This window comes from Streptomyces sp. NPDC085937, assembly GCF_044540535.1.
GTDB lineage: Bacteria > Actinomycetota > Actinomycetes > Streptomycetales > Streptomycetaceae > Streptomyces.
Window position 1 is genome coordinate 1 of record NZ_JBITSH010000020.1, and the last position, 26,458, is coordinate 26,458.

Below are 26,458 nucleotides of genomic sequence, written 5' to 3' on the forward strand. Positions count from 1 at the left end.
GCTCCCGCGCGGTCAGCTTGCCCTTGGCATGCTGCGCCCGGGTCGCCTTCTCGCTCGGGCCGGCCAGTGCCTGGGCACGGATCTCGTGCAGCTCGGCCACGCGTCCGTGCGCGTCGGTCGGCTCACCCGGCGCCTCATCCAAAACGGTCATGTAGTGACCTTACGAAGCCCGGCGCTGATTGCGAGCCGTCGACTCCTCACAGTCTCCAGGTCGTTTTCCTGGTAGCACTGAACAGAACCTTGGGGTCATGCAGGCGTTCCGACTGCTCAGAGGCCCTCGCGCTTGTGGGGGTCGTACAAAGCCGTCAGCTGAGAGCCGCCTCACATGTGCGCGCCCCGCATACCTCCCCCGGAGTGACGCGCAGCCGCAGCCGGGGTCCGGTGGCCAGCCTTTCCACGGACTCGGGAGCCCTGAGCACCTGCCTCACCGGGTGATCCCGTTCGACCTCCACCGGTTCGCCCGTTCGGGTCGGCTCGCTCACGCCGAGGGTGACAGTACGCCCTTGACGGCGCAGCAGTACACCGGCCGGGCGGAGACGGTGGTGCCGCGCAGGCGGTACGGGTCGACCGTGGGCCAGAACCAGTCCGTGTACGGCACGGCCCATCGCGGCGCCGCCCTCCGCGCCGAGAACGCGGGGACCCTACCCGGCGGCCCCGGGCAGTAGGGGACACGCCCGCGGGCACCGGGTCCGGGGCCGCGGCCGGGGTCAGCCGAAGCGGTTGAGCAGCTTGCGGTAGAGGCCGGGGGTGAGGGCGCGGACCCGGGCGGGGAGGGTGAGCCAGGACGGGATGTAGGTGTCGTCGCGGGCCTCGCCGACCGCGTCCCACACGGCCGCCGCGACCCGGCCGGGCGAGGTGGGGCGTGGCCGGGAGCGGTGGTACGGCCGGCCCCGGCGGGCGAAGAAGCCGGTCTCGACCGGCCCGGGCACGACCAGCGTGACGCCCACACCGGTGCCGCGCAGCTCCTGCCGGAGCGCCTCGGCGAAGGCGGCCAGTCCGGCCTTGGCGGCGGAGTACACCGCCTCCTCACGCACGCCCACCGAACCGGCCACCGACCCGACCAGCACCACCCGGCCGCCGCCCGAGGCAACCATGGCGGGCAGCACCTCGCGGACCAGGTGGAGGGTGGCGTTGAGGTCGAGGAAGAGCACCCGGTCGATGTCGGTGTGCGGCATGGTCAGGAAGGGCCCCGCCCAGCCGATGCCCGCCCCGGCGATCAGCAGGTCGACGCGTCCCGCCTCCCGCAGCGCGGCCTCGGCCAGCATCTTCGCCCCGTCCGGGGCGGCGAGGTCGGCGGGCAGGAGGACGGCGGACGTGCCGGAGGCGGTCTCCTCCAGCCGTCGCCGGTCGCGCCCGCTGAGCAGCAGGTGCCAGCCGCCGGCGGCGAAGCGCCGGGCGGTGGCCGCGCCGATCCCCGAGGACGCGCCGGTGACGAGGGCGACCCGCCGGTCCGTGGGGGGCGGGCCCTGTCCGGGGGCCGCCGCCCCGGTGGGGACGGCGGAGGCGGCGGGATCCGCCGGGGGGTCGTAGGTGGAATCGGAGCCGGTGGTGGTCACGAGTCGGTCTCCCATGCGCTGTCGCTGCGGGCCTCGCCATCCAGGACACCCCTGGTGCGGTGCGTCTGCCAGCGCAGCGGCCCGTTCGCGGCAGCCGCGGCGGCGTCCCGCCGGTGCGCGCGGCCGCCGGTGAGCGGGCGGGACGCGGGCGGTCGCGGGTCCCGCGCGCCGCGCCGCAGGACCACTCCTGCGGGCCGCCGGGTGCGGCCATGCGGGCGTACGGGCAGTACGCGCCGCGCCGCGCCGGGTTACGAAAGGGACGTCCAGCTCCGATCCCGGCTCCGTGGCGAGGTACCCCTGATGCGTCTGCTGCTCGTCCACCCCAGCGCCCTGATGTACTCCGAGATCTTCCTCCGGCTCGAACCCCTGGGTCTGGAGCGGGTGGCCGGTGCCGCGCGCGAGGCGGGTCACGAGGTCCGGGTGGTGGATCTGCAGGTGCTGAGCGTGCGGCGGCTGCGCGACGAGGTGCGCGCGTTCCGTCCGGAGGCGCTCGGCATCTCGCTGAACTACCTGGCGAACATCCCGGAGGCGATCCGGCTGGCGGAGCGGGTGAAGGAGGAGGTGCCGGGCTGCTTCGTGTTCCTCGGCGGCCACAGCGTCTCCTTCGTCGCCGAGGAGGTCGTCGAGCAGGCGGGGGGAGCTGTCGACGCCGTGGTGCGCGGGGAGGGCGAGCCGGCCGTGGCACCGCTGCTGGAGGCGGTGCGGGACGGCGGGGTGGACGGGGTGCCGGGCGTCGTCACGGCGTCGGGGCGGGGCCCGGCCCCGCTGATGCTGCACGGCATCGACACCCCGCTCCCGGCCCGGGACCTGATGCGCGGCAGGCGCCGCTACTTCATCGGGGAGCTGGACCCGTGCGCCTCGATCGAGTTCACCCGCGGCTGCCCCTGGGACTGCTCGTTCTGTTCGGCGTGGACCTTCTACGGCCGCAGCTACCGCAAGGCGTCTCCCGAGGCGGCGGCGGAGGACCTGGCGCGGATCCGCGAGCCGAACGTGTTCATCGTCGACGACGTGGCGTTCATCCGGCCCGAGCACGGGAACGCGATCGCGGCCGAGGTGGAGCGGCGCGGCATCCGCAAGCAGTACTACCTGGAGACCCGCGCCGACGTGCTGCTGCGCCACCCCGAGGTGTTCGAGCGCTGGGCACGGCTGGGGCTGCGGTACATGTTCCTCGGCATGGAGGCGATCGACGCCGAGGGGCTGGACCTGTACCGCAAGCGGATCAGCCCCGACGAGAACCTGAAGGCGCTGGAGGTGGCCCGCCGGATGGGCATCCGGGTCGCCATCAACCTGATCGTGGACCCGGCGTGGGACGAGGAGCGGTTCCGGGTGGTGCGGGAGTTCGCGCTGGCCGTGCCCGAGATCGTGCACTTCACGGTGATGACGCCGTACCCGGGGACGGAGATCTGGCACACCGAGTCGCGCCGCCTCACCACCCGCGACTACCGGCTGTTCGACATCCAGCACGCGGTGGTGCCGACCACGCTGCCCCTGGACCGCTTCTACGAGGAGCTGGTGCGCACCCAGGCGGTCATCAACCGCAAGCACCTGGGGCTGCGCACGGCGTTCGGGGCGGCGCGCGTACTGACCCGCAACCTGGCGCACGGGCAGACGAACTTCGCCCGCATGCTGTGGAAGTTCAACCAGGTGTACAACCCGCGCCGGCAGCTCGCCGACCACGCGCGTCCGGTGCGTCACGAACTGCCGCTCCCCCAGCGGCTGGACGTGGGCGACCGGCGCAAGCTGTACGTCCACACCCGGGGCGGGACGCAGGGCGCTCCGACCCGCCGCACGCCCGACTAGGCGGGCCCGGCCGATCACTATCACTCGTTCGAGCGAGGGATCACGACACCTTCCCCGAAAGATGTTGAACTTTGAAGGGAATGGGTCTACGGTGGGCCGTGTTGAGTTAGTTGAACATTCAACGTGATCTCCCCAGGAGGAACACCATGGGTCTCTTCGGCCGCAAGGACAACGACAACGGCACCACCGACTCCGCGGTGAGCCCGGACCTGGCCGCGCTGACCGGCGAGTACACGATCGACCCGGCGCACACCACGATCGGTTTCGTGGCGCGCCACGCGATGGTCACCAACGTGAAGGGCAGTTTCAAGGACTTCACCGGCACCCTGCAGCTCGACGGCTCCGACCCGAGCCGCTCCACGGCCACGCTCGACGTGGTGATGGACAGCATCGACACGGGCAACGCCGACCGTGACGGTCACCTGAAGAGCGCGGACTTCTTCAAGACGGACGAGTTCCCGACGATGACGTTCCGCTCCACCAAGGCCGAGGCCCTGGGCGGCGACGACTACCGGATCACCGGTGATCTGAGCATCCTGGGCACCACCCGGCCGATCACCATCGACCTGGAGTTCAACGGCGCAGCGAAGGACCCGTTCGGCAACGAGCGCGTCGGCTTCGAGGGCAGGACCGAGATCCTGCGCTCCGAGTGGGGCCTGACCTGGAACGCCGGCCTGGAGACGGGCGGCGTGCTGGTGTCGGACAAGATCAAGCTGAACTTCGACATCTCGGCGATCCGCAAGGCCTGACGCCCCTCGCGGCGGTCGTCGACGCCCCGCGCCCGAGCGCGCCCGCTCCCCGGCACCCTGTGCGGGAGGGCGGGCGCTCGCGCGTGCGGGCACCAGCAGGTCAGCGGGCCGTGTGCGGGGACCACCAGCGGGCCGTGTGCGGGCACCACCCGCGGCCCCGGGGGAGCCCCCGGGGCCGCGGGTGGTGCCGGTCAGAACCCTCCGCCGAAGTCGCCGCCGCCACCGAAGCCGCCGCCTCCGCCGAAGTCCCCGCCTCCGCCGAACCCGCCCCCGAAGTCACCGGGGTCGAAGTCGGCGCCCGAGACGTCGCCGCCGCCATAGCCGCCGCCGAAGTCCCCGTAGCCGGAACCGTAGTCGGCCGCGTAGCCGGGGCCGGCCATCACGCCGCCGAGCAGGGTGCCGACGAGTAGGCCGGGCAGCAGGCCGCCGCCGAAGTAGCCGCCGGCCCAGGGGCCGTACGCGGGCCCGGCCTCCCAGTAGGGACGGCGGCCGTACTCGGTGTCGACCTCGCGGACGGCGGGGTCCCGGCCGTCGGCCAGGCGGGCCTGGTCGGCCGCGCACACCGGCACCTCGCGCTCGGTCCCACCGGGCGGCGTCCACCGGGCGTCGGCGACGGAGGGTCCGTGGCGCGGGTCGAAGAAGCAGGGCGGGCGGCGGTCCGGCACCGGCCTGCCCTCACGGCGGGCGGCCAGCGAGGCGAGCGCGAACCGGCCGTCCTCCACGGCCTGGGTCACCGCCCGGACGTCCTCCGGTTTGCCGGCGGCCGCCATGTACGACTTGGACTGCTCATAGGCGTCCAGCGCGCGCTCGTAGTCCGCGCGCATCGCGTCGTCGGCGCCGGGCTCGCCCGGGTGGAAGTCGAGACGGTCGAGTTCCTCGCCGAACGCGGTGATGTCCTCGTCCACCACGACCCGCAGCTTCTCCAGAGCGGCCCGCTGCTCCTCCTCGTGGCGGAGCCTGCGGCGGCGGGACAGCGCGTACGCGCCCGCTCCGCCTGCCGCGACCAGCGCGCCGACGGTGATCAGACCACCGACCGGGACGTCACCGGACCCGTCGTTCCAGGAGGTGGGAGCGCCGCCGCCGATGTTGCGCACGGCGCTGTCGACGAAGTCGTTCAGCTGGGCCTTGGCGTCCCCGGCGCTCTGCACCGACCCGACCAGGTTGGACACGCCCTGCCGGCTCAGCACGCTGCTGTCGGCCCGGGCGTCGAACCGGTCGCCGAGCCGCACGCCGTACAGCCCGGTGACGCCGGTCTCGGTGCGCAGCTCGCGGAAGAGGTTCTGGGTGGGGAAGTCCGCCGGGAGGACCGCGATGAAGATCGGCTTGTCGGCGTCCTCGATCTTGTCGGCGAGGGCCTCGGCGTCGGACGCCGACAGGATGTCGCGGGCGGCGGGGTCGACGTAGACGGGACTGTCGCGGAGCTTCTCGGCGACGACGGAGAGGTCCGTGGCCGCCTGCGCCCCCGGCGCGCCGGCCATCAGGACCGCCAATGCGGCGGCCACCGGCAGGATCAGCAGGCGGAGGAGGGTACGCGTCGATGCGGCCTTCATACCTTCGAAGCTACCTGAATACGCCTGGAAACGGACATCCGGACCGGTGGGCGTTGAAACCGCCCGCCGGTCCGTGTCCTCAGGACACGCTCCGGTGGCCTTTCGTCCGGAAGACGTCGGCCGCGCCGGGCCCGGGTCAGGCGGGTTCGACCTGGGCGCGCAGCAGTCCGTAGGTGTAGGCGTCCTCCAGGGCCTGCCAGGAGGCGGCGATGACGTTCTCCGCGACGCCCACCGTCGACCACTCGCCCTCCCCGTCGGAGGTGGAGATCAGCACCCGGGTCGTGGACTGGGTGCCGTGCTTGCCCTCCAGGATGCGCACCTTGTAGTCGACCAGCTCCAGCTTGGCGAGCTGGGGGTAGATCTTCTCCAGGGCGACGCGCAGGGCGCGGTCGAGGGCGTTGACCGGGCCGTTGCCCTCGGCGGTGGCGACGATGCGCTCGCTCTTCGCCCACAGCTTCACGGTGGCCTCGTTGGCGTGGGTGCCGTCGGGGCGGTCCTCGACGATCGCCCGCCACGACTCGACCTCGAAGTACCTCAGCGGCCTGCCCTCGGCCTCGGCGCGCAGCAGCAGTTCGAAGGAGGCGTCGGCGGCCTCGTAGGTGTAGCCCTTGAGCTCGCGCTCCTTGACCCGCTCCACGACCCGGCCGACCAGTTCGCGGTCGCCGCCGAGGTCGATGCCGAGCTCCTTGCCCTTGAGCTCGATGGAGGCGCGGCCGGCCATGTCGGAGACCAGCATCCGCATGGTGTTGCCGACCTGCTCGGGGTCGATGTGCTGGTACAGGTCGGGGTCGACCTTGATCGCGGAGGCGTGCAGTCCGGCTTTGTGGGCGAAGGCCGAGACGCCGACGTAGGGCTGGTGGGTGGAGGGGGTGAGGTTGACGACCTCGGCGATGGCGTGGGAGATGCGGGTCATCTCGCGCAGCCGGCCGTCAGGCAGGACCCTCTTGCCGTACTTCAGCTCCAGGGCGGCGACGACCGGGAACAGGTTGGCGTTGCCGACCCGCTCGCCGTATCCGTTGGCGGTGCACTGCACGTGTGTGGCGCCCGCGTCGACGGCGGCCAGGGTGTTGGCGACCGCGCAGCCGGTGTCGTCCTGGGCGTGGATGCCGAGCCGGGCGCCGGTGTCGGCCAGCACGGTGGCGACGACGGCCTGGATCTGCGCCGGGAGCATGCCGCCGTTGGTGTCGCACAGGACGACGACGTCGGCTCCGGCCTCGGAGGCGGCGCGGACGACGGCCTTGGCGTACTCGGGGTTGGCGCGGTAGCCGTCGAAGAAGTGCTCGCAGTCGACGAAGACGCGGCGGCCCTGCGCCTTGAGGTGGGAGACCGTGTCGCGGACCATCGCGAGGTTCTCGTCGAGGGTGGTGCGCAGCGCGAGCTCGACATGGCGGTCGTGGGACTTGGCGACGAGCGTGATCACGGGCGCGCCGGAGTCGAGCAGCGCCTTCACCTGCGGGTCCTGGCCGGCGGTGGTGCCGGCGCGGCGGGTGGCCCCGAAGGCGACCAGCTGGGCGTGGCGGAACTCGATCTCCTGCCGGGCGCGGGCGAAGAACTCGGTGTCGCGGGGGTTGGCGCCGGGCCAGCCGCCTTCGATGAAGCCCACGCCGAACTCGTCCAGGTGCCGTGCGATGGCCAGCTTGTCGGCGACCGTGAGGTTGATGCCCTCACGCTGGGCGCCGTCGCGCAGGGTGGTGTCGAAGACGTGGAACGAGTCGTCGGGCTCGCTGGGTGCGGTCATGGTCTGAAGGCTCCTGTATTGGATCTCGGTCTACCGGAATGACCGGTTCCACCGTTCCCCCATGGTCCCGCGCGCCCGGTTCCCGGCTGTGGGTGGGCCAGGAAACAGAAAAACCTCTCGCGGGTGCGAGAGGTCTGCGCGCGGGTCGAGGACGACGGTGTCCGCCCGTACGGTGTCGTACGTGCGGTCACTGCGGACCGGCGCGCCTGCTGCCAATAATCGTGGCGAACGAGAGCACGGGGGGATTTTGGCACACACCGCCCGCGCGTTCACCGTCCGTCTCAGGATGCGGGCGGCGCACCGGGTGCGGTGAGACGCCGTACCGGGTGCGCCGTCCGTTCTCAGCCCTCCGCGAGCAGTGTCTCGTCGAGGAATTCCCGCACGTGCTCCAGGACCTGGGGCCGGTCGGTGCCGCGCAGGCCGATCGCCACGTGGATGGACAGGCCGTCGAGCAGCGCGCGCAGCCGGGCGGCGTAGCGGTCGGCGTCGACCGTGCGGAACTCGCCCCGGGAGACGCCCTCGGCGAGCAGCGCCACCAGGTCGCGGTGCCAGGCGCCCTCGATCGCGGCCTGGCGGTCGCGCGCCTCGGCCTCCGCGTTCTGCGAGCGGTTCCACACCTCCAGCCACAGCGTCCAGTGCGGGTCGCGGTGTCCGTCGGGCACGTACAGCTCCACGTACGCGTCGAGGCGGGCGCGGGCGGTGCCGGTGCGGGCGAGCAGCCGGGCCCGTTCGGCACCCAGGCGTCCCTCGCTCCACTCCAGGGTGCGCAGCAGCAACTCGTCCTTGGACCCGAAGTAGTAGAGCAGGTGTCCGCTGCTCATCCCGACCTCGCGGCCGAGCGCCGCCATGGTGAGCTGTTCCAGACCGCGCTCGGCGATCATCGCCATGGCGGCGGCGAGCACGTCCTCACGCGGCGGCGCGGGCGTACGACGACGGGCTGCGGTCACGGAGCGGCCTCCACCGGGACGGCGTCCGGGCCCTTGTGTCCGTCGAGACCGCGGCACCCGCTGGGACGGCGTGAGTCGGGGTGCGGGCCGGCGCGCACGACGTCGTCCGGGTGCGGCACGTACGTGCCGCACGGCCCCTCGGAGCCCAGGAAGCCCCGGTCGTCGGACGTCCGGCCGGGGTACTCGGGCATCTCGTCGAGCCGCCCGACCGGTTCGGTCAGCCGGGTCCCGCTGGTCGCGCAGAGCAGTACGTTCACCCGTACGTTCTACCGGACCGTGGTTCTCGGCTGCTGCTGGGTGATGCAGTGGATGCCGCCGCCGCCCGCGAAGACCGTCCGGGCGTCCACCTGGGCGACCGCGCGGTCCGGGAAGAGGCGGCGGAAGATGCCGGCGGCGACCTCGTCGCGGGGGTCGTCGAAGCCGCAGAGCACCACGCCGCCGTTGCACAGGTAGTGGTTGATGTAGGAGTAGTCGGCCCAGTGGCCGTCCGCCTCCAGCACGGTCGGGGCGGGCACCTCGACGACCTCCAGGCGCCGGCCCCGCGCGTCCGTCTCCCCCCGCAGCAGGCCGATGACCTCCCGGGTGACCTCGTGGTCCGGGTGGGCCGGGTCGGGCTGGTGGTGGGCGACGACCACACCGGGCCGGGCGAAGGCGGCGACGATGTCGACGTGGCCCAGGGTGCCGAAGCCGTGGGGCGGATAGTCGGCGGTCAGGCCGCGTGGCAGCCAGATCGCCTTGCTGGTGCCGAGGTGGGCGTGGACCTCCGCCTCGACCTCGGCCCGGGTCCGGCCGGGATTGCGCTCGGGACCGAGCTGGACCGTCTCGGTGAGCAGCACGGTCCCCTCGCCGTCGACGTGGATGCCGCCGCCCTCGTTGACGAGGTCCGTGGCGTACGTCCGCGCCCCGGCGAGGTCCGCGACGTGTGCGGCGATCTTCGCGTCGTGCTCCCAGCGGGCCCACTCCTGGGCGCCCCAGCCGTTGAACGTCCAGTCCACGGCGGCCAGCCGGCCCGCGCCGTCGGTGAGGAAGGTGGGCCCGACGTCCCGCATCCACGCGTCGTCCAGCTCCCGCTCCACGGTGTCGATGCCGGGGCCGAGCAGCCGGCGCGCCTGCGCTTCCTGGCCCGGGCCGCACACCACGGTGACCGGCTCGAAGCGGCGCACGGCGCGGGCGACCCCGGCCCACGCGGTGCGGGCCGCGGCCAGGTCGCCCGGTTCGGCGAAGGTGGGGTTCGGGCCGGGCCAGGCCATCCAGGTGCGCTCGTGCGGGGTCCACTCGGCGGGCATGCGGAAGCCGTCGGAGGCGGGCGTGTTCATCTGGGTCCTCAGAGGAAGTAGAGGCGGTTCAGGGAGACCGCGTCGGCGGGCCGGGAGCGCAGCGGCTCCCCGTCGAGGGTGACCAGACCGGTGCGCGGGTCGACGTCGACGCAGCCGGTGCGGGAGTTGCGGAGCAGGTCGGCGGGCCCGATGCCGCGGGTGCCGCGCACGGCGACGCGGCGGCGCCGGGTGGGCATCGTGTCGTGCCCCTGCTCGACGGCGGCGCGGGCGACGAACGCCACCGACAGGTCGGCGGACGTGGCCCCGTACGCGCCGAACTGCGGTCCGAGGACGAGGGGTTCGCAGGTGTCGGTGGCCGCGTTGGGGTCGCCGGTGACGCCGTACGCGGGGAAGCCGGACTTGAGCACCAGCTGCGGCTTCGCCCCGAAGTACTCCGGGCGCCACAGCACGATGTCGGCGAGCCTGCCCGGTTCGAGGGAGCCGACCTCGTGGGCCAGGCCGTGCGCGATCGCCGGGTTGACGGTGAGTTTGGCGATGTAGCGCAGCACCCGCTCGTTGTCGTCGTCGCCGTCCGCGCCGAGCTCGGTCTTCATCTTCCCGGCCATGGCGAAGGTGCGGCGGACGGTCTCGCCGGCGCGGCCCATGCCCTGGGCGTCGGAGGAGGTGATGCCGATGGCGCCCAGGTCGTGCAGGACGTCCTCGGCGCCCATGGTCCCGGCGCGGACCCGGTCACGGGCCATGGCGGCGTCGCCGGGCAGGTCCGGCTTGAGGTCGTGGACGGAAACGATCATGCCGTGGTGCTCGGCGACCGCGTCCCGGCCGAAGGGCAGGGTCGGGTTGGTGGAGGAGCCGATGACGTTCGGCACGCCCGCCATCTTCAGCACGTTCGGGACGTGGCCGCCGCCGCAGCCCTCGATGTGGAAGGCGTGCACGGTGCGGCCCTCCAGCGCCTTGAGGGTGTCCTCCACGGACAGGAACTCGTTCAGGCCGTCGCTGTGCAGGGCCACCTGGACGTCGTGCTCCTCGGCGACGCGCAGCGCGGTGTCCAGGGCGCGGGTGTGGGCGCCCATGTCCTCGTGCACCTTGAAGCCGCACGCGCCGCCCTCGGCGAGCGCCTCGACCAGCGGGGCCGCGTGGGAGGACGAACCCCGGCCGAGGAAGCCGATGTTGACCGGCCAGGCGTCGAAGGCGGAGAACGCGTGGCGCAGCGCCCAGGGCGAGTTGACGCCGACGCCCCAGACCGGGCCGAACTCCTGCCCGACGATCGTGGTCACCCCGGAGGCGAGGGACGCCTCCATGACGCGCGGCGACAGCAGGTGGACGTGGGTGTCGACCGCGCCGGCGGTGGCGACGAGCCCCTCGCCGGAGACGATCGTGGTGCCGGTGCCGACGACGACGTCCACGCCGTCGAGGGTGTCGGGGTTCCCGGCGCGCCCGATCGCGCTGATCCGGCCCTCCCGGATGCCGATGGACACCTTGCGGATGCCGAGGACGGCGTCGATCACCACCACGTTGCTGATGACGACGTCACAGGTCTCGTGCACGGAGGCGGCCTTGAGGTGCAGTCCGTCGCGGGCGGTCTTGCCGAACCCGGCGAGGAACTCGTCCCCGTACCGCTGGGCGTCGGACTCGACGCGGATCACCAGGCCGGAGTCGCCGAGGCGGAGGCGGTCACCGGCCCGGGGGCCGTGGGTGGCGGCGTAGGCGTGCGGGTCGAGGCCGTCGTACTCGCCGGTCCCGCGGCCCAGGGTGCGGCTCATGGTGTGGCTCCTTCCGGGGTGCCGGGGTGGTCGCCGGGGGCCGTGGCGCCCAGGTAGCCGCAGGCGGCCGCGCGGCGCAGCGCCTCCTCCTTGGCGCCCGGGGCGTCCAGCGGGCCGTCGACCAGTCCGGCGAAGCCGACGGCGACGCGGGCCCCGCCGATCGGCACCAGACCGACCTGCCGGGTCTCGCCCGGCCCGAAGCGCACGGACGAGCCGGCGGGCACGGCGAGCCGCATGCCGTAGGCGACCGACCGGGGGAAGTCCAGGCGCGGGTTGGCCTCGAAGAAGTGGAAGTGGGAGGTGACCGAGACGGGCACGGAGGCGGTGTTCGTGACGGTCAGCGTGGCCACCGCCTCGGGGTCCGCGTGGGCGGGGCCGGGGAGCAGCGCGCCCGGGGCGTCCTCGCCGAGGCCGCCCCCGATGGGTTCGGCGACGATCGCGAGCCGGGAGCCGTCGTCGAAGACGGCCTCGACGTGCACCTCGGTGACCACGTCGGCCACCCCGGGCAGCACGTCGTCCGGGCCGAGCACCGAGCGCGCCCGTTCCACGGCCTCTGCCAGGCGCGCGCCGTCCCGGGCGGCCTCGCAGACGGTGTCGGCGATCAGCGCCGTCGCCTCGGGGACGTTCAGCCTGAGTCCGCGGGCGCGACGGGCCCGGGCCAGCTCTGCCGCGCCGAACAGCAGCAGCCGGTCGCGTTCCGTCGGGGTCAGTCTCACGCCGTGAACACCTCCTTGCCTTCCCTCGGCCATCGGTTAGAGCATCACTCTAAAGCTTGGATTCTCTGCGCGGAACCGTTGACGAAAGAACTGAGAGAAGACACATTGAACGTCGCTCTAAACAGCTGAACGCCGGGTGACCGTTGAAGGAGACCAGCCATGCCGAGGGAACTGCGCGGAGTCGACACCATCCCCGAGGCGGAACGCACCAGCGGGCCACGTGACCTCGTCTCGATCCTGCTGGGGTCCAACCTCTGCCTGGGCGTGATCGTCTTCGGCTGGCTGCCGCCGTCCTTCGGCCTGGACTGGTGGTCGTCGGTCACCTCGGTGGTGGCCGGCACCGTCGTCGGCACGCTGTTCACCGCACCGCTGGCCCTCGTCTCGCTGCGCACCGCGACCAACCTGTCGACCTCCTCGGGCGCGCAGTTCGGCGTGCGGGGGCGGCTGGTGGGCTCGGTCGTCGGGCTGCTGCTGGCGCTCGGCTACACCGCGCTGACCGTGGCTGTTCGGGCTGCCGGCCGACGGGACGTCCTACACCGTGGTGTACACGCTGCTCGCGGCGGCGACCGTGGCCGGCGCGGTCTACGGCTACCGGGTGCTGCTCGCCGTGTCCCGGGTGCTGGCGTTCGGCATGACGGCGCTGATGGTCCTGGGGGTGATCGCCTACGCGCCCGGCTTCACGACCGAGGCGCTGCCCGAGGCCGGGGGCTATCTGCTGGACGGCTTCTGGCCGACCTGGCTGCTGGCCGCGGTGGCCGCCGGGCTGTCCGGACCGATCGCCTTCATCACCCTGCTCGGTGACTACACCCGGTACATCTCCCCCGCCCGCTTCTCCTCCCGGCGGGTGCTGCGCGCGACCTGGCTGGGTCTGATGCTGGGGCTGCTGGTGCCCCAGCTCTTCGGTACGTTCACGGCGTACGCGGCCCACGCCGCCCTCGACTACGCCGGCCCGCTGGTCGACGCGGCCCCCGACTGGTACCTGCTGCCGCTGCTGCTGGCCGCGTCCGCGGGCTCGGTCGGCAACGCGGGGCTGATGCTGTACTCGATGGGGCTCGACCTGGACGCGATCCTGCCCCGCGCGTCGCGCACGACGGCCACCTACGTCGTGGCCGTGATCGCCACGGTCTGCGTCTTCGCCGGCCACCACCTCTCGACCGCGCAGGACGCGATGACCTCGTTCGTGCTGCTGCTCACCGCGGTCGGCACCCCGTGGGCGGTGATCACCCTGATCGGGTCCGTGCGCTGCGGAGGGGTGTACGACGCCGACGCGCTCCAGGTCTTCAACCGCCGCACGCGGGGCGGGGTCTACTGGTACACCGCCGGCTGGAACATCCCGGCGACGGCCTCCTGGGCCCTGGGCTCGACGGTCGGCCTCCTGGCCCTCTCCCTCCCCTCCTACGAGGGCCCGCTGGTCACCCTGACGGGGGGAGTGGACGCGAGCTTCCTCCTGTCGGGCGCGGCAGGGGCGGTGACCTACCTGCTCACCACCCGCGCCACCCCGACGCTCACGGCGCCGGCGACCCCCGCACGAGCACGCGAGGAGGAGCCGGCCTGACCCGCCGCATCGGCGGCACGACCGGGGCGCCGCGACGGGAGGGGACGGGCCGGGAGCCGGGGCGTCTGCCCCGGCCCCCGATGCGTCAGGCGAGCTTGTGCATCCAGCCGTGCTTGTCCTCCACCGTGCCGCGCTGGATGTCGAGGAGGGCCTGGCGGAGGCGGACGGTGACCTCGCCGGGCTCGCCGCCGCCCTGCTGCCACTCCCCGCTCGCGCGCTTCACCGTGCCGACCGGCGTGATGACGGCGGCCGTACCGCAGGCGAACACCTCGGTGAGGCTGCCGTTCTCGGAGTCGCGCTGCCACTGCTCGACGGAGACGCGGCCCTCGACGGCGTCGTAGCCGAGGTCGCGGGCGACGCCCAGCAGGGAGTCACGGGTGACGCCCTCCAGGATCGACCCGGTGAGGGCCGGCGTGACGATCTTGTCCCCGTACACGAAGTACAGGTTCATGCCGCCCAGCTCCTCGACCCACTGGTGCTCGACCGCGTCGAGGTAGCAGACCTGGTCGCAGCCCTTGGCCGCCGCCTCGGCCTGCGCGAGCAGGGAGGCGGCGTAGTTGCCGCCCGTCTTGGCGTCGCCCATGCCGCCGGGGACGGCGCGGACACGGTCCTCGGAGACCCAGATGGACACCGGCTTCACGCCGCCCGGGAAGTAGGCGCCGGCCGGGGAGGCGATCACCAGGAACAGGTACTCGTTGGCGGGCTTCACGCCCAGCCCGACCTCGGTGGCGATCATGAAGGGCCGCAGGTACAGCGACTCCTCGCCGCCGTGCGCCGGGACCCACGCCTGGTCCTGGGCGACCAGCGCGTCGCACGCCTCGATGAAGGTCTCGACCGGCAGCTCCGGCATGGCCAGGCGCGCGGCGGAGCGCTGGAAGCGCTCGGCGTTCTTCTCGGGGCGGAAGGTGGCGACGGAGCCGTCGGGCTGCCGGTAGGCCTTGAGACCCTCGAAGATCTCCTGCGCGTAGTGCAGCACGGTGGTCGCCGGGTCGAGGGAGAGCGGCGCGTACGGGACGAGCTGGCCGTCGTGCCAGCCACGGCCCTCGGTCCACTTGATCGTCACCATGTGGTCGGTGAAGTGGCGGCCGAAGCCGGGGCTGGCCAGGATCGCCTCGCGCTCCGCGTCGGAGAGCGGGTGGGCCGAGGGCTTGAGCTCGATCGTGGGCGTCGTCATGAGTGCTTGTCCTTCACCGGTTGTAGTGACGGGCCGCGCACACGCCCGTACGGCCCGTGGCCAGTACCAGGACGTCCGAGCATTCCCTCAGTCCGCGGCTCCGCGTTCGATTATCGCCCGGCGGAGGCGGGGGAAGAAACAGGGTGATTGCGGCCCGGTGGTCGTCGACGTCACCCGGCGGTGAACAGAGGAAGCCGCCGGATGCGGATGCGACCCGGCGGCTTCGAGTGGTGTCGAGGTGGCGCCGGGTCAGCCGGCTACTCGTGCGGCGAGCGCGTCGCCGATCTGAGAGGTGCTGCGGGCGGGCAGGCCACCGCGTTCCGCGAGGTCGGCGGAGACGGCGTCCTCGATGCGGGCGGCCTCGGCGTCGTGGCCGAGGTGGCGCAGCAGGAGCGCGACGGACAGGACCGTGGCGGTGGGGTCCGCCTTGCCCTGTCCGGCGATGTCCGGGGCCGAGCCGTGCACGGGCTCGAACATGGACGGGAACGCGCGGCTCGGGTTGATGTTGCCGGAGGCCGCGACGCCGATGCCGCCGGAGACGGCCGCGGCGAGGTCGGTGATGATGTCGCCGAAGAGGTTGTCGGTGACGATGACGTCGAACCGGGCCGGGTCGGTGACCAGGTAGATGGTGGCGGCGTCGACGTGGATGTAGTCGGTGGTGACGTCCGGGTACTCCTCGGCCACCTTGTTGAAGACGTTTGTCCACAGGTGGCCGGCGAAGGTCAGCACGTTGTTCTTGTGGACCAGCGTCAGCTTCTTGCGCGGGCGGGCCTGGGCGCGCTCGAAGGCGTCCCGGACGACGCGCTCGACACCGAAGGCCGTGTTGACGGAGACCTCGGTGGCGACCTCGTGCTCGGTGCCCTTGCGGATGGTGCCGCCGTTGCCCGTGTAGGGGCCCTCGGTGCCCTCGCGGACGACCACGAAGTCGATCTCGGGCTGTCCGGCGAGCGGTGTGGCGACGCCCGGGAGGAGCTTCGAGGGCCGCAGGTTGACGTGGTGGTCGAAGGCGAAGCGGAGCTTGAGCAGGAAGCCCCGCTCGAGGACCCCGGAGGGGACGCTCGGGTCGCCGATGGCGCCGAGCAGGATCGCGTCGTGCCGCTTGAGCGCGTCGAGGTCGGCGTCCGTGAGGGTCTCACCGGTGGCGTGGTAGCGCCGGGCGCCGAAGTCGAACTCCTTGGTCTCCAGCTTCACATCCTGCGGAAGGACGGCGGAGAGGACCTTCAGGCCTTCGGCCACGACCTCCTGGCCGATGCCGTCACCGGGGATCACTGCGAGATTGATGCTGCGAGACATGCGGGAACCCTACTCCTCGTCCCACGGGATGACATGCGACGTCCGGCATACGGACAGCCGGGCGTGTCAGCACCCTGTTGGGCAGGCCGGCGACCGGCCGGGCCGCCGGTCAGCGGCCGGTCGGCCTGCGGTCAGCGGCCGGTCGGCCCGTGGTCAGCGGCCCGGTCGGACTGCCGGTCAGTGACCCGTCGAGCCGCCGTTGTCCCGGCGGTCGAGGGCGCGCTGCAGGGCGGCGGCGGCGTTCTTGCGGTCGTTCTCGGCGCTGCGGACGGAGCGGCGGACGCGGCGGCGGGCGGTCGTCTCGGGCATGGCTGATCGACTCCTTCGGAAGCGCGGAGGGATGCGGGTGCGCGGAGGGTGACGAGACGCCGGAAGGGGCGGGGAGCCTCGGCCACAGGGGTCGCCTGCGTGGGGCCGGCTCACGACCGCCGTTCGCTGGATCGAGCGATGCGTTCGGCTCCTACAAAAGTAAGGGCGCCGGAAGCATCTGTCTGCACAATTACTTGGGCTTCCTACTATCTGAGACGGTGGAGTGGGTCACACCCTTCTGACCTGGTGTTTTTCCGGATGCGGACGGACGAAGGGGCCAGGTCGGGGGGTGACCTGGCCCGTTCGCGTCCGGGATGGGCGTCAGCCCATGTGCGGGTACGTGTAGTCGGTCGGCGGGACCAGCGTCTCCTTGATGGCGCGGGTCAGCGTCCAGCGCATCAGGTTCTGCGGGGCACCGGCCTTGTCGTTGGTGCCGGAGGCGCGGCCGCCGCCGAAGGGCTGCTGGCCGACGACGGCACCGGTCGACTTGTCGTTGATGTAGAAGTTACCGGCCGCGTAGCGCAGCTTCTCCATCGTGTACGCCGCCGCCGCGCGGTCGTTCGCGACGACCGAGCCGGTGAGCGCGTAGTCCGACACCGACTCCATCTGGGTCAGCATCTCGTCGTACTTGTCGTCCTCGTAGACGTGCACGGCGAGGATCGGGCCGAAGTACTCGGTGCGGAACACCTCGTTCTCCGGGTCGGTGCACTCGATGACGGTCGGGCGCACGAAGTACCCCACCGAGTCGTCGTAGGAGCCGCCCGCAACGATCGTGCAGGCCGGGTCCTCCTGGGCGCGGTCGATGGCGGCCTTGTTCTTGGCGAAGGACCGCTCGTCGATGACGGCGCCGATGAAGTTGGACAGGTCGGTGACGTCACCCATCGCGATGCCGTCCACCTCGGCCGCGAACTCCTCCTTGAAGCCGGAGTTCCAGATCGAGGCCGGGATGTAGGCGCGGGAGGTGGCCGAGCACTTCTGGCCCTGGTACTCGAAGGCGCCACGGGTCAGCGCGGTCTTGAGGATCGCGGGGTCGGCGCTCGGGTGGGCGACGACGAAGTCCTTGCCGCCGGTCTCGCCGACCAGACGCGGGTAGGTGCGGTACTTCTCGATGTTCTGGCCGACCGTCTTCCACAGGTGCTGGAAGGTCTTGGTCGAGCCGGTGAAGTGGATGCCCGCCAGGTCGCGGTGGGCGAGGGCCACCTCCGACACGGCGAGGCCGTCGCCGGTGACGAGGTTGATGACGCCCTTGGGCAGTCCGGCCTCCTCCAGCAGCCGCATCAGCAGCACGGCGGCATGGGTCTGCGTCGGGGACGGCTTCCACACCACGACGTTGCCCATCAGCGCGGGCGCGGTGGGCAGGTTGGCCGCGATGGCGCTGAAGTTGAAGGGCGTGATCGCGTAGACGAAGCCCTCCAGCGGCCGGTGGTCGAGCCGGTTCCACACGCCCGGGGAGTTGGCCGGGGGCTGCTCGGCGAGGATGCCTCGCGCGTAGTGGACGTTGAAGCGCCAGAAGTCGACCAGCTCGCAGGGGCTGTCGATCTCGGCCTGCTGGGCGGTCTTCGACTGGCCCAGCATGGTGGAGGCGGCGATGGTCTCGCGCCAGGGGCCGGCCAGCAGCTCGGCGGCGCGCAGGATGATGGCCGCGCGGTCGTCGAAGGACATCGCGCGCCAGGCGGGGGCGGCGGCGAGGGCCGCGTCGATGGCGTCCTGGGCGTCCTGCTGGGTGGCGTTGGCGTAGGTGCCGAGGCGGGCCTTGTGGTTGTGCGGCTGCACGACGTCGAAGCGCTCGCCGCCGCCCATCCGCTTCTCACCGCCGATGGTGCAGGGCAGGTCGACCGGGTTGTCGGCCAGCTCCTTGAGCTTGGCCTCCAGCCGGGCCCGCTCGGGGGTGCCCGGGGCGTAGCCGTGCACCGGCTCGTTGACGGGGGTGGGGACCTGGGTCACAGCGTCCATGGGTTCCGTAACTCCTTGTGTGAGCGGTGTGGTGTCAGCCCTTGGTGATCATGCTGCGGGCGAAGAACCGGAGGTTGGCCGGCTTCTCCGCCAGACGCCGCATGAAGTAGCCGTACCAGTCGGTGCCGTAGGCGGTGTAGACGCGCATGCGGTGGCCCTCGGCGGCGAGCCGCAGGTGCTCGTCCCCGCGGATGCCGTAGAGCATCTGGAACTCGTACTCGTCGAGCTTGCGGCCGGCGGTGCGGGCCAGTTCCTGGGCGATGGAGATCAGGCGCGGGTCGTGCGACCCGATCATCGGGTAGCCCTCGCCCTCCATCAGCGTCCGCAGGATGCGCACGTACGCCTTGTCGATCTCGTGCTTCTGCTGGTAGGCGACCTCGGCGGGCTCCTTGTAGGCGCCCTTCACCAACCGTACGCGACTGCCGGCCGCGGCAAGGCGGCGCGCGTCCTCCTCGGTGCGGAAGAGGTAGGCCTGGATGACGCAGCCGGTCTGCGGGAAGTCCTTCCGCAGCTCCTCGTGGATGGCGAACATCGAGTCGAGGGTGGTGTGGTCCTCGGCGTCGAGGGTGACCGTGGTGCCGATCTCTGCGGCGGCCTCGACGACCGGGCGGACGTTGGCGAGGGCCAGTTCGTGGCCGCCGGACAGCGCCTGGCCGAACATCGACAGCTTCACCGACATCTCGGCGCGCGGGCCGAGCTCCAGCGACTTCAGCCGGCCGATCAGCTCCAGGTACGCGTCACGGGCGGCGGCGGCCTGCGCGGGCGTGGTGATGTCCTCGCCGACGACGTCCATGGTCAGCTCGAGCCCGTTGCCGGTGAGCTCCTGGACGATGGGCAGGATCTCGTCGACGGTCTCACCGGGGATGAAGCGGTCGACGACCTGCTTGGTCACCGGGGCCGCCGAGATCAGGCGTCGCATCCGGTCGCTGCGCGACGCGGCGAGAATCACGGGACCCAGCACGGGGCACCTCCACAAGCTGCATGAGGCCGCCACCCGACGTTTCGGGGACGGCACGGAGAACCACCGTGAAACCTAAGGACGACCCCGATCCTGGGCCATCGACAGACGTCACGCATCCCTGGACCAGATCTCAGACAGATGTATGAAGGGCACCGGTTTTTGCGGCAGAATGCCCGGGTGACGTCGGAATACAGGGACGACTACCAGGAGCTGGTGGACGAGATCTCGGAGCTCCTCGGCGCTCCGGCGACCCTGGAGAACCGCGACTTCGAGCTGATCGCCTTCGGCGCGTACGACAGCGAGGGCGACCTCGACCCGTCCGCCCTGGACCCGGTGCGCGCCCGCTCGATCCTGACCCGGCGTTCCACGGCGGCGGTCCGCGCCTGGTTCGAGGGCTTCGGCATCACCCGCGCGACCGGCCCGGTCCACATCCCGCGCACCCCGGAGGCGGGCGTGCACCGGGGGCGCGTCTGTCTGCCGGTACGCCATCGCGGGGTGGCCCTCGGATACGTCTGGCTCCTGGAGGACGACCCGGGGCCCACACCGGAGCAGCTGGACGCGGCCATGCGGGTGACCGCGCGGATCGGCGCGCTGCTCGCGGACGAGGCCCAGCACGGCGCGGACCTCACGCGTGAGCTGCGCGCGGTACTGACCGCGGAGCGGGACTGGCAGCGGGACATGGCGGTCGCCGAGCTGCGCACCGCCCTCGGCCCCCGCGCCGAGGGCCTGCACACGGTGGTCTGCGTCGCCCCCTGGCCGTCCGCCGACCCCGACGACGCGCCCTCGGTCCGTACGGTGCCGGGGGCCACGGCGCTGTGCACCCTGCCGTGGGGCGCCACCTCGGTGTCGCTGGCTCTGCTGTTGCGGCTGCGCTCGGCCGACGTGCTGTCGCCGGCGACGACGGCGGCGGGCCGGCTGCTGGAGCGGGCCCGCGACAGCCGTCCGGCGGGCCGGCCCGGGCCTCCTCCGGTGGCCGCCGGCATCGCCGCGCCCCGCGGCGGCCTGGCCGATCTGGGCACCGCCTGGGACGAGGCGTCCGCGTCGGCGCGGGCGGCGCTGGCCGAACCCCGCCTCGGACCGGTCGCCCGCTGGGCGTCGATCGGCCCGTACCGCCTGCTGACCGCGCTGTCCCCCGGCGCCGCCCACGACCCGGCGGTCGGCCCGCTGCTCTCCCCCGCGCACACGGAACTGGCCCGCACCGCCGAGGCGTACCTCGACTGCGCGGGCCAGGCCGGGCGCACGGCGGCGGAGCTGGGCATCCACCGTCAGACGCTGTACTACCGGCTGTCGCGGATCGAGCAGCTCACGGGCCTGGACCTGGACGACGGTGAGGACCGCCTGCTGCTGCACATGGCGCTCAAGGCGCACCGTCTGTAGACGCCCCGCTCGTGGCCGCCTCGACCACCTGGCGCAGGCCGGCGGTGAGCCGCTCGGCGTCGGGCGCGCTGTCCGGGTCGAAGGTCCACTGGGCGATGAGGCCGGTCATCAGGGTCACGTAGAACGCGCCGACGGTGTCGGCGGTCGCGTCGGACACGTCCTCCTCCCGGCCGCCCATGAGCAGGGGCACCAGGCCGCGCCCCGCCTCGCGCTGGGCCGCCGCGAGGTGCGCGCGCACCTCGGGCATCCGGTCGCCCATGGCGAGCACCTCCATGCTGAGCCGCCACAGCGAGCCGGGGTCCTTCATGGTGGCGATGATGTTCGCCCACACCCGCTCGAACCGCTCCAGCGATCCGGGCGCGGCCTCGTCCACCGTCCCGTCGCCGTCGAAGGCGTCGCCCATGCCCTCCACGAGGGAGACGTAGGCCTGCGCGAGCAGCGCGTCCTTGGAGCCGTAGTGGTAGCCGATGGACGCGAGGTTCGTGCCCGACTCCTTGACGATGTCGCGCGCCGTGGTGCGCACGAACCCCTTGGCGAGCAGGCAGCGCTTGGCCCCTTCGAGCAGATCCTCACGGTGTCCCATGGCCGCAGCCTACCCCGCACCCCATACGGGCGTCTTATACAACCGTTCTAGACAGTCGTATAAGACGTGCGTACAGTCGGCGTCATGACACCGAACCCGCCCCGGGCCGGCCGCCGCGAGTGGACCGCGCTCGTCGTCCTGATGCTTCCGCTGCTGCTGGTCTCGATGGACGTCTCCGTCCTCTACTTCGCCGTCCCCGAGATCAGCGCCGACCTGGAGCCGACCGGCACCCAGCAACTGTGGATCTTCGACATCTACGGCTTCGTACTGGCCGGCCTGCTGATGACCATGGGCGCGCTCGGCGACCGCATCGGCCGCCGCCGGCTGCTGCTGTGCGGCGCTGCCGCCTTCGGCGCCGCCTCCCTGCTCGCCGCCTACGCGCACAGCGCGGAGACCCTGATCGTGGCCCGCGCGGTGCTCGGCATCGGCGGCGCCACCCTGATGCCGTCGACGATGGCGCTGGTCCGCACGATGTTCACCGACTCCGGCCAGCGGGCGAAGGCCATCGGGCTGTGGTCCGGGGTGATGACGGGCGGCATCGCGCTCGGCTCGGTGATGAGCGGGCTGCTCGTGGAGCACTACTGGTGGGGCTCGGTCTTCCTGGTCAACCTGCCCGCGATGGCGCTGCTGCTGGTCCTCGGCCCGCTGCTGCTGCCGGAGTCGAGGAACCCCTCCCCCGGCCGCTTCGACCTGCTCAGCGTCCCGCTGTCGATGGCCACGGTGCTGCCCGTCGTCTACGGCCTGAAGGAACTGCCCTCCGAGGGCTGGAACGTCCGGTACGTCGTCTCGATCACCGTCGGCCTGCTGTTCGGCGCGCTGTTCGTGCACCGGCAGCGCACCGCGAAGTCACCGATGATCCCGCCCGCGCTGTTCCGCGGGCACGGCTTCAGTCCCGCGCTCGTCCTCAACACCCTGTCGGCGCTCGGGATGATGGGCTCCGCGATCTTCACCACCCAGTACCTGCAGTCGGTGCTCGACAAGAGCGCGCTGGAGGCCGCGCTGTGGAGCCTGCTGCCGTCGGTGCTCATCGGCGTCGCCGCCCCGGCCGCGGCGACGCTGGTGCAGCGCGGGGCCGAGCGCGCGCACGTCGTCACCGCCGGATTCCTCATCGCCGCCTGCGGCTACGGGCTGCTCGCCCTGGCCGGGACGGACTCCCTGTGGCTGGTGCTGGCGGCGTGCGGGGTGATGGCCGCGGGCATCGTCGTCGTGATGTCCCTGCTCACCGACCTGGCGCTCAGCTCGGCCCCGGTGGACCGGGCGGGCTCGGCCTCGTCCCTGCTGGAGACCGGCACCGAGTTCGGCGGCGCCCTGGGCATGGCCGCCCTCGGGTCGATCGGCGCGGCCGTCTACCGGCACGCCATGCCGGACACCGCGCCCGAGCCGGCGCGGGAGACCCTCGGCGGGGCGCTCGCCGTCGCCGCCGAGATGCCGGGGCGCGCGGGGGACGCCCTGGCCACGGCGGCACGCGAGGCGTTCACCGAGGGAATGCGGGGCGCGGCGGTCGCCGGGGCGCTGCTGCTCCTGGTCGCGGCGGGGATCGCGGTGGCGGGCCTGCGGCACGTCCGGGTACGTCCGGACACGGGAAACGCCGGACAGGCCGAGAAACTCAGCCCGTCCGGCGTGTGAGCCCTGACGAAGGGTGACGTCAGACCAGGTTCACGGAACGGGCCGAGGTCGCCCCGATCTCCGCGGCCAGCTCACCCAGCACCGTGGTGGTCACGGTGTCGTCGACCGTCAGCACGGCGAGCGCCTCGCCGCCGACCGTCGCCCGGGCGACCTGCATGCCGGCGATGTTGATGCCCGCCTCGCCGAGGATGCGGCCCACGGTGCCGACGACACCCGGGCGGTCCTCGTAGCGCAGGACGACCATGTGGTCGGCCAGCGCGAGGTCGACGTCGTACTCGCCGACGGCGACGATCTTCTGGACGTGCTTGGGACCGGCCAGCGTGCCGGAGACCGAGATCTCCTCGCCGTCAGCGAGGGTGCCGCGCACGGTGACCACGTTGCGGTGCTCGGCCGACTCCGAGCTGGTGGTCAGCCGGACCTCCACACCGCGCTCCTGGGCGAACAGCGGGGCGTTGACGTAGGACACGGTCTCGTCGACGACGTCCTCGAAGACACCCTTGAGCGCGGAGAGCTCCAGCACCTTCACGTCGTGCTGGGTGATCTCGCCGTACACCTCGACGTCGAGGCGGACCGCGACCTCGCCCGCCAGCGCGGTGAAGATGCGGCCGAGGCGCTCGGCCAGCGGCAGGCCCGGCTTGACGTCCTCGGCGATGACACCGCCCTGGACGTTCACCGCGTCGGGGACCAGTTCACCGGCGAGGGCGAGGCGCACCGAGCGGGCGACGGCGATACCGGCCTTCTCCTGGGCCTCGTCGGTGGAGGCGCCGAGGTGCGGGGTGCACACGACCTGGTCGAACTCGAAGAGCGGGGAGTCGGTGCAGGGCTCCTTGGCGTACACGTCGAGGCCGGCGCCGGCGACGCGGCCCTCCTTGAGCGCCGAGTACAGCGCCTCCTCGTCGACGATGCCGCCGCGCGCGGCGTTGATGACACGCACGGTCGGCTTGACCTTGCGCAGCGCCTCGTCGCCGATCAGCCCGAGGGTCTCGGGGGTCTTCGGCAGGTGCACGGTGATGAAGTCGGAGACCTCGAGCAGCTCGTCGAGGGACAGCACCTTCACGCCCATCTGCGCGGCGCGCGCCGGCTGGACGTAGGGGTCGTAGGCGACCACCTTCATGCCGAAGCCGGACATGCGCTGGGCGACCAGCGCACCGATGCGGCCCAGACCCACGACACCGAGGGTCTTCTCGGCGAGCTCGACGCCCGTGTACTTGCTGCGCTTCCACTCGCCGTTCTTCAGTGCGGCGTTGGCCTGCGGGATGTGGCGGGCGGTGGCCACGATCAGGCCGCAGGCGAGCTCGGCGGCGGTGACGATGTTGGAGGTGGGGGCGTTGACGACCATCACGCCGGCCTTGGTGGCGGCGGAGACGTCGACGTTGTCGAGGCCGACGCCGGCTCGCGCGACGACCTTCAGCTTGTTGGCCGCGGCGATCGCCTCGGCGTCCACCTTGGTGGCGGAGCGGATCAGGATGGCGTCGACGTCGGCGATGGCGGGGAGCAGTTCGGCTCGGTCCGCGCCGTTGCAGTGCCGGATCTCGAAGTCCGGGCCGAGTGCGTCGACGGTGGCGGGCGACAGCTCTTCAGCGATGAGTACGACGGGTTTCGAGCTCACGTGAGTCCTCACAAGTCCCAATGCGGACGGCCGTCCCGACGGCCGCAGGCGGTGAAGAAGTGCTAGCCGCGTGGAAGACGCACGACGCTGTGGGCCTGACGCGTATGTAGTGCAGCAGTGTAGTGGCGCCGGTGGCGTCGTCTTACGCCGCTTCGGAAGGATCACCCGTCCGTGGTGGGACGGGACGGACAACGCGGTACCACCGACGTTACCCCTGGTTCGCCCGAAGGGCCGGAGCATGCCGCTCCGGCCCTTCCGACGGATCGGCTCAGGCCTCCTCGTCGACCCAGCTCATCAGCTTGCGCAGCTGCTTGCCGGTGGTCTCCAGGAGGTGCTCGGAGTCCTGCTTCTTGTACTCGTCGTACTTCTTCAGGCCGCCGTGGTACTCGTCCATCCAGGTCTGGGCGAAGGTGCCGTCCTGGATCTCGGAGAGGACCTTCTTCATCTCGGCCTTGGTGGCGTCGGTGATGATCCGCGGGCCGGTGACGTAGTCGCCCCACTCGGCGGTCTCGGAGATCGACCAGCGCATCTTCTCCAGGCCGCCCTCGTACATGAGGTCCACGATCAGCTTCAGCTCGTGCAGGCACTCGAAGTAGGCGATCTCCGGCTGGTAGCCGGCCTCGGTCAGCGTCTCGAAGCCCGCCTTCACCAGGGCGGCGGTGCCACCGCAGAGCACGGCCTGCTCTCCGAACAGGTCGGTCTCGGTCTCCTCGGTGAAGGTGGTCTTGATGACGCCGGCGCGGGTGCCGCCGATGCCCTTGGCGTACGACAGGGCCAGCGCGAAGCCGTTGCCCGTGGCGTCCTGCTCGACGGCCGCGATGCAGGGCACGCCGCGGCCCTCCTCGTACTGGCGGCGCACCAGGTGGCCCGGGCCCTTGGGGGCGACCATGCAGACGTCGACGCCGGCCGGGGGCTTGATGAAGCCGAAGCGGATGTTGAAGCCGTGGCCGAAGAACAGCGCGTCGCCGTCCTTCAGGTTCGGGGCGATGGACTCCTCGTAGACCTGGCCCTGGATCGGGTCCGGGACGAGGATCATGATGACGTCGGCCTCGGCGGCGGCCTCGGAGGGGGTCACCACGCGCAGGCCCTGCTCCTCGGCCTTGGCCTTGGACTTGGAGCCCTCGTGCAGACCGACGCGCACGTCGACGCCGGAGTCGCGCAGCGACAGGGCGTGGGCGTGGCCCTGGCTGCCGTACCCGATGACCGCGACCTTGCGGCCCTGGATGATGGACAGGTCGGCGTCGGCGTCGTAGAACAGCTCGGCCACTGGGTTCTCTCCTTGTGTGCAGGTGTTGCGTCCCACCGTATGACGGTGAGGGAGGGGGAAGGTTGGGGGTCTCGCGATGCGGGCGGCCGGCCGTGTCCCGGCCGCCCGTTCGGTGTCTTAGGCCGACCGGTCCAGAGCACGGAGCGACCGGTCCGTGATCGAACGGGCACCGCGTCCGATCGCGATCGTGCCGGACTGGACCAGCTCCTTGATGCCGAACGGCTCCAGCATCTTGAGCATGGCGGACAGCTTGTCGCTGCTGCCGGTGGCCTCGATGGTCACGGCCTCCGGGGAGACGTCCACGGTCTTGGCGCGGAAGAGCTGGACGATCTCGACGATCTGGGAGCGCGTCTCGTTGTCGGCGCGCACCTTCACCAGGACGAGTTCGCGCTGGACGGCGTGCCCGGGTTCGAGTTCGACGATCTTCAGCACGTTGACGAGCTTGTTGAGCTGCTTGGTGACCTGCTCCAGCGGGAACTCGTCCACGCTCACGACGATGGTGATGCGGGAGATGTCGGGGTGCTCGGTGACACCCACGGCGAGCGAGTCGATGTTGAAGCCGCGGCGGGAGAACAGGGCGGCGATCCGGGCCAGGATGCCGGGGGTGTTCTCCACCAGGACGGAGAGCGTGTGCTTGGACATGATCTCTTCGGTCTCT

General features: G+C 72.0%; 22 protein-coding genes and 1 pseudogene. 6 read left to right on the forward strand and 17 right to left on the reverse strand.

The features are described from left to right. Window positions 1–503: 503 nt before the first annotated feature. Window positions 504–665, forward strand: coding sequence for a hypothetical protein (locus ACIF8S_RS30340; protein ID WP_400003401.1), 162 nt, complete (start codon window positions 504–506; stop codon window positions 663–665). A gap of 42 nt (window positions 666–707) precedes the next feature. Here the strand turns inward: ACIF8S_RS30340 and ACIF8S_RS30345 are convergent, their stop codons facing one another. After that, the gene (locus ACIF8S_RS30345; protein WP_215211340.1) at window positions 708–1,556 is read right to left on the reverse strand and encodes an SDR family oxidoreductase; all 849 of its coding nucleotides are present in this window, start codon (window positions 1,554–1,556) and stop codon (window positions 708–710) included. A 300-nt stretch (window positions 1,557–1,856) separates the two neighbouring features. Between ACIF8S_RS30345 and hpnR the strand changes: the two genes are divergently transcribed. Both hpnR and ACIF8S_RS30355 read left to right on the forward strand, forming a co-directional pair. Beyond that, window positions 1,857–3,356 carry a hopanoid C-3 methylase HpnR gene (gene hpnR, locus ACIF8S_RS30350; RefSeq protein ID WP_400003403.1) on the forward strand — a complete coding sequence of 500 codons (1,500 nt, stop codon included), beginning with the start codon at window positions 1,857–1,859 and terminating at the stop codon, window positions 3,354–3,356. Window positions 3,357–3,502: 146 nt separating this feature from the next. After that, window positions 3,503–4,105, forward strand: coding sequence for a YceI family protein (locus ACIF8S_RS30355; RefSeq protein ID WP_400003404.1), 603 nt, complete (start codon window positions 3,503–3,505; stop codon window positions 4,103–4,105). Between the two features lie 191 nt (window positions 4,106–4,296). On the opposite strand, the gene ACIF8S_RS30360 is transcribed toward ACIF8S_RS30355, so the two are convergent. From ACIF8S_RS30360 to ureA, 7 genes are all read right to left on the reverse strand, one after another. Continuing rightward, window positions 4,297–5,655, reverse strand: coding sequence for a hypothetical protein (locus tag ACIF8S_RS30360; RefSeq protein WP_349790987.1), 1,359 nt, complete (start codon window positions 5,653–5,655; stop codon window positions 4,297–4,299). A 136-nt stretch (window positions 5,656–5,791) separates the two neighbouring features. After that, window positions 5,792–7,393 carry a citramalate synthase gene (cimA, locus tag ACIF8S_RS30365; RefSeq protein WP_400003406.1) on the reverse strand — a complete coding sequence of 534 codons (1,602 nt, stop codon included), beginning with the start codon at window positions 7,391–7,393 and terminating at the stop codon, window positions 5,792–5,794. Between the two features lie 341 nt (window positions 7,394–7,734). After that, a complete protein-coding gene (locus ACIF8S_RS30370) occupies window positions 7,735–8,280 on the reverse strand; it encodes a TetR/AcrR family transcriptional regulator (RefSeq protein ID WP_400003522.1) in 546 nt (181 codons plus the stop codon). Between the two features lie 56 nt (window positions 8,281–8,336). Further along, a complete protein-coding gene (locus ACIF8S_RS30375; RefSeq protein ID WP_400003408.1) occupies window positions 8,337–8,597 on the reverse strand; it encodes a hypothetical protein in 261 nt (86 codons plus the stop codon). Between the two features lie 9 nt (window positions 8,598–8,606). Then, window positions 8,607–9,656 carry an agmatine/peptidylarginine deiminase gene (locus ACIF8S_RS30380; RefSeq protein WP_400003410.1) on the reverse strand — a complete coding sequence of 350 codons (1,050 nt, stop codon included), beginning with the start codon at window positions 9,654–9,656 and terminating at the stop codon, window positions 8,607–8,609. 8 nt (window positions 9,657–9,664) lie between these two features. Then, entirely contained in the window at window positions 9,665–11,377 is a 1,713-nt protein-coding gene (locus ACIF8S_RS30385; protein WP_400003412.1) for an urease subunit alpha, read from the reverse strand. Then, the gene (ureA, locus tag ACIF8S_RS30390) at window positions 11,374–12,093 is read right to left on the reverse strand and encodes an urease subunit gamma (RefSeq protein ID WP_400003414.1); all 720 of its coding nucleotides are present in this window, start codon (window positions 12,091–12,093) and stop codon (window positions 11,374–11,376) included. The genes ACIF8S_RS30385 and ureA overlap by 4 nt, the downstream gene beginning before the upstream one ends. 159 nt (window positions 12,094–12,252) lie before the next feature. On the opposite strand from ureA, the pseudogene ACIF8S_RS30395 reads away from it, so the two are divergent. Beyond that, a pseudogene (locus ACIF8S_RS30395) lies at window positions 12,253–13,648 on the forward strand (cytosine permease). Window positions 13,649–13,733: 85 nt separating this feature from the next. Here ACIF8S_RS30395 and ACIF8S_RS30400 read toward each other — a convergent pair. From ACIF8S_RS30400 to ACIF8S_RS30420, 5 genes are all read right to left on the reverse strand, one after another. Further along, window positions 13,734–14,822, reverse strand: coding sequence for a branched-chain amino acid aminotransferase (locus ACIF8S_RS30400; RefSeq protein ID WP_400003416.1), 1,089 nt, complete (start codon window positions 14,820–14,822; stop codon window positions 13,734–13,736). 249 nt (window positions 14,823–15,071) lie between these two features. Next, the gene (locus tag ACIF8S_RS30405) at window positions 15,072–16,115 is read right to left on the reverse strand and encodes a 3-isopropylmalate dehydrogenase (protein WP_400003418.1); all 1,044 of its coding nucleotides are present in this window, start codon (window positions 16,113–16,115) and stop codon (window positions 15,072–15,074) included. A 177-nt stretch (window positions 16,116–16,292) separates the two neighbouring features. Further along, window positions 16,293–16,424 carry a hypothetical protein gene (locus tag ACIF8S_RS30410; protein WP_106967124.1) on the reverse strand — a complete coding sequence of 44 codons (132 nt, stop codon included), beginning with the start codon at window positions 16,422–16,424 and terminating at the stop codon, window positions 16,293–16,295. A gap of 321 nt (window positions 16,425–16,745) precedes the next feature. Continuing rightward, entirely contained in the window at window positions 16,746–18,377 is a 1,632-nt protein-coding gene (gene pruA, locus ACIF8S_RS30415; RefSeq protein ID WP_400003420.1) for an L-glutamate gamma-semialdehyde dehydrogenase, read from the reverse strand. Between the two features lie 34 nt (window positions 18,378–18,411). After that, window positions 18,412–19,338: a proline dehydrogenase family protein gene (locus ACIF8S_RS30420; protein WP_349790998.1), complete on the reverse strand. Its 927-nt coding sequence runs from the start codon at window positions 19,336–19,338 to the stop codon at window positions 18,412–18,414. 138 nt (window positions 19,339–19,476) lie between these two features. On the opposite strand from ACIF8S_RS30420, the gene ACIF8S_RS30425 reads away from it, so the two are divergent. Next, a complete protein-coding gene (locus ACIF8S_RS30425; protein WP_400003421.1) occupies window positions 19,477–20,715 on the forward strand; it encodes a PucR family transcriptional regulator in 1,239 nt (412 codons plus the stop codon). Here the strand turns inward: ACIF8S_RS30425 and ACIF8S_RS30430 are convergent. Further along, on the reverse strand, window positions 20,696–21,298 hold the full coding sequence (locus ACIF8S_RS30430) for a TetR/AcrR family transcriptional regulator (RefSeq protein ID WP_400003423.1): 603 nt from the start codon (window positions 21,296–21,298) through the stop codon (window positions 20,696–20,698). The genes ACIF8S_RS30425 and ACIF8S_RS30430 overlap by 20 nt on opposite strands. Before the next feature lie 84 nt (window positions 21,299–21,382). Between ACIF8S_RS30430 and ACIF8S_RS30435 the strand changes: the two genes are divergently transcribed. After that, window positions 21,383–22,924 carry an MFS transporter gene (locus tag ACIF8S_RS30435; protein WP_400003425.1) on the forward strand — a complete coding sequence of 514 codons (1,542 nt, stop codon included), beginning with the start codon at window positions 21,383–21,385 and terminating at the stop codon, window positions 22,922–22,924. Between the two features lie 19 nt (window positions 22,925–22,943). On the opposite strand, the gene serA is transcribed toward ACIF8S_RS30435, so the two are convergent. The 3 genes from serA to ilvN form a co-directional block, all read right to left on the reverse strand. Continuing rightward, a complete protein-coding gene (serA, locus tag ACIF8S_RS30440; protein ID WP_349791002.1) occupies window positions 22,944–24,533 on the reverse strand; it encodes a phosphoglycerate dehydrogenase in 1,590 nt (529 codons plus the stop codon). A gap of 268 nt (window positions 24,534–24,801) precedes the next feature. After that, window positions 24,802–25,800, reverse strand: coding sequence for a ketol-acid reductoisomerase (gene ilvC / locus ACIF8S_RS30445; protein WP_400003427.1), 999 nt, complete (start codon window positions 25,798–25,800; stop codon window positions 24,802–24,804). 117 nt (window positions 25,801–25,917) lie between these two features. Next, window positions 25,918–26,442: an acetolactate synthase small subunit gene (gene ilvN / locus ACIF8S_RS30450; protein WP_024888027.1), complete on the reverse strand. Its 525-nt coding sequence runs from the start codon at window positions 26,440–26,442 to the stop codon at window positions 25,918–25,920. Window positions 26,443–26,458 lie beyond the last annotated feature (16 nt).

Bases quoted from the DNA above. Each gene is read 5' to 3' on its own strand.
- hpnR (WP_400003403.1), top strand. From the start codon at position 1,857: ATGCGTCTGCTGCTCGTCCACCCCAGCGCCCTGATGTACTCCGAGATC.
- ACIF8S_RS30355 (WP_400003404.1), top strand. From the start codon at position 3,503: ATGGGTCTCTTCGGCCGCAAGGACAACGACAACGGCACCACCGACTCC.
- ACIF8S_RS30360 (WP_349790987.1), bottom strand. From the start codon at position 5,655: ATGAAGGCCGCATCGACGCGTACCCTCCTCCGCCTGCTGATCCTGCCG.
- cimA (WP_400003406.1), bottom strand. From the start codon at position 7,393: ATGACCGCACCCAGCGAGCCCGACGACTCGTTCCACGTCTTCGACACC.
- ACIF8S_RS30370 (WP_400003522.1), bottom strand. From the start codon at position 8,280: ATGGCGATGATCGCCGAGCGCGGTCTGGAACAGCTCACCATGGCGGCG.
- ACIF8S_RS30380 (WP_400003410.1), bottom strand. From the start codon at position 9,656: ATGAACACGCCCGCCTCCGACGGCTTCCGCATGCCCGCCGAGTGGACC.
- ACIF8S_RS30385 (WP_400003412.1), bottom strand. From the start codon at position 11,377: ATGAGCCGCACCCTGGGCCGCGGGACCGGCGAGTACGACGGCCTCGAC.
- ACIF8S_RS30400 (WP_400003416.1), bottom strand. From the start codon at position 14,822: ATGACGACGCCCACGATCGAGCTCAAGCCCTCGGCCCACCCGCTCTCC.
- ACIF8S_RS30405 (WP_400003418.1), bottom strand. From the start codon at position 16,115: ATGTCTCGCAGCATCAATCTCGCAGTGATCCCCGGTGACGGCATCGGC.
- ACIF8S_RS30410 (WP_106967124.1), bottom strand. From the start codon at position 16,424: ATGCCCGAGACGACCGCCCGCCGCCGCGTCCGCCGCTCCGTCCGCAGC.
- pruA (WP_400003420.1), bottom strand. From the start codon at position 18,377: ATGGACGCTGTGACCCAGGTCCCCACCCCCGTCAACGAGCCGGTGCAC.
- ACIF8S_RS30425 (WP_400003421.1), top strand. From the start codon at position 19,477: ATGTATGAAGGGCACCGGTTTTTGCGGCAGAATGCCCGGGTGACGTCG.
- ACIF8S_RS30430 (WP_400003423.1), bottom strand. From the start codon at position 21,298: ATGGGACACCGTGAGGATCTGCTCGAAGGGGCCAAGCGCTGCCTGCTC.
- ACIF8S_RS30435 (WP_400003425.1), top strand. From the start codon at position 21,383: ATGACACCGAACCCGCCCCGGGCCGGCCGCCGCGAGTGGACCGCGCTC.
- ilvN (WP_024888027.1), bottom strand. From the start codon at position 26,442: ATGTCCAAGCACACGCTCTCCGTCCTGGTGGAGAACACCCCCGGCATC.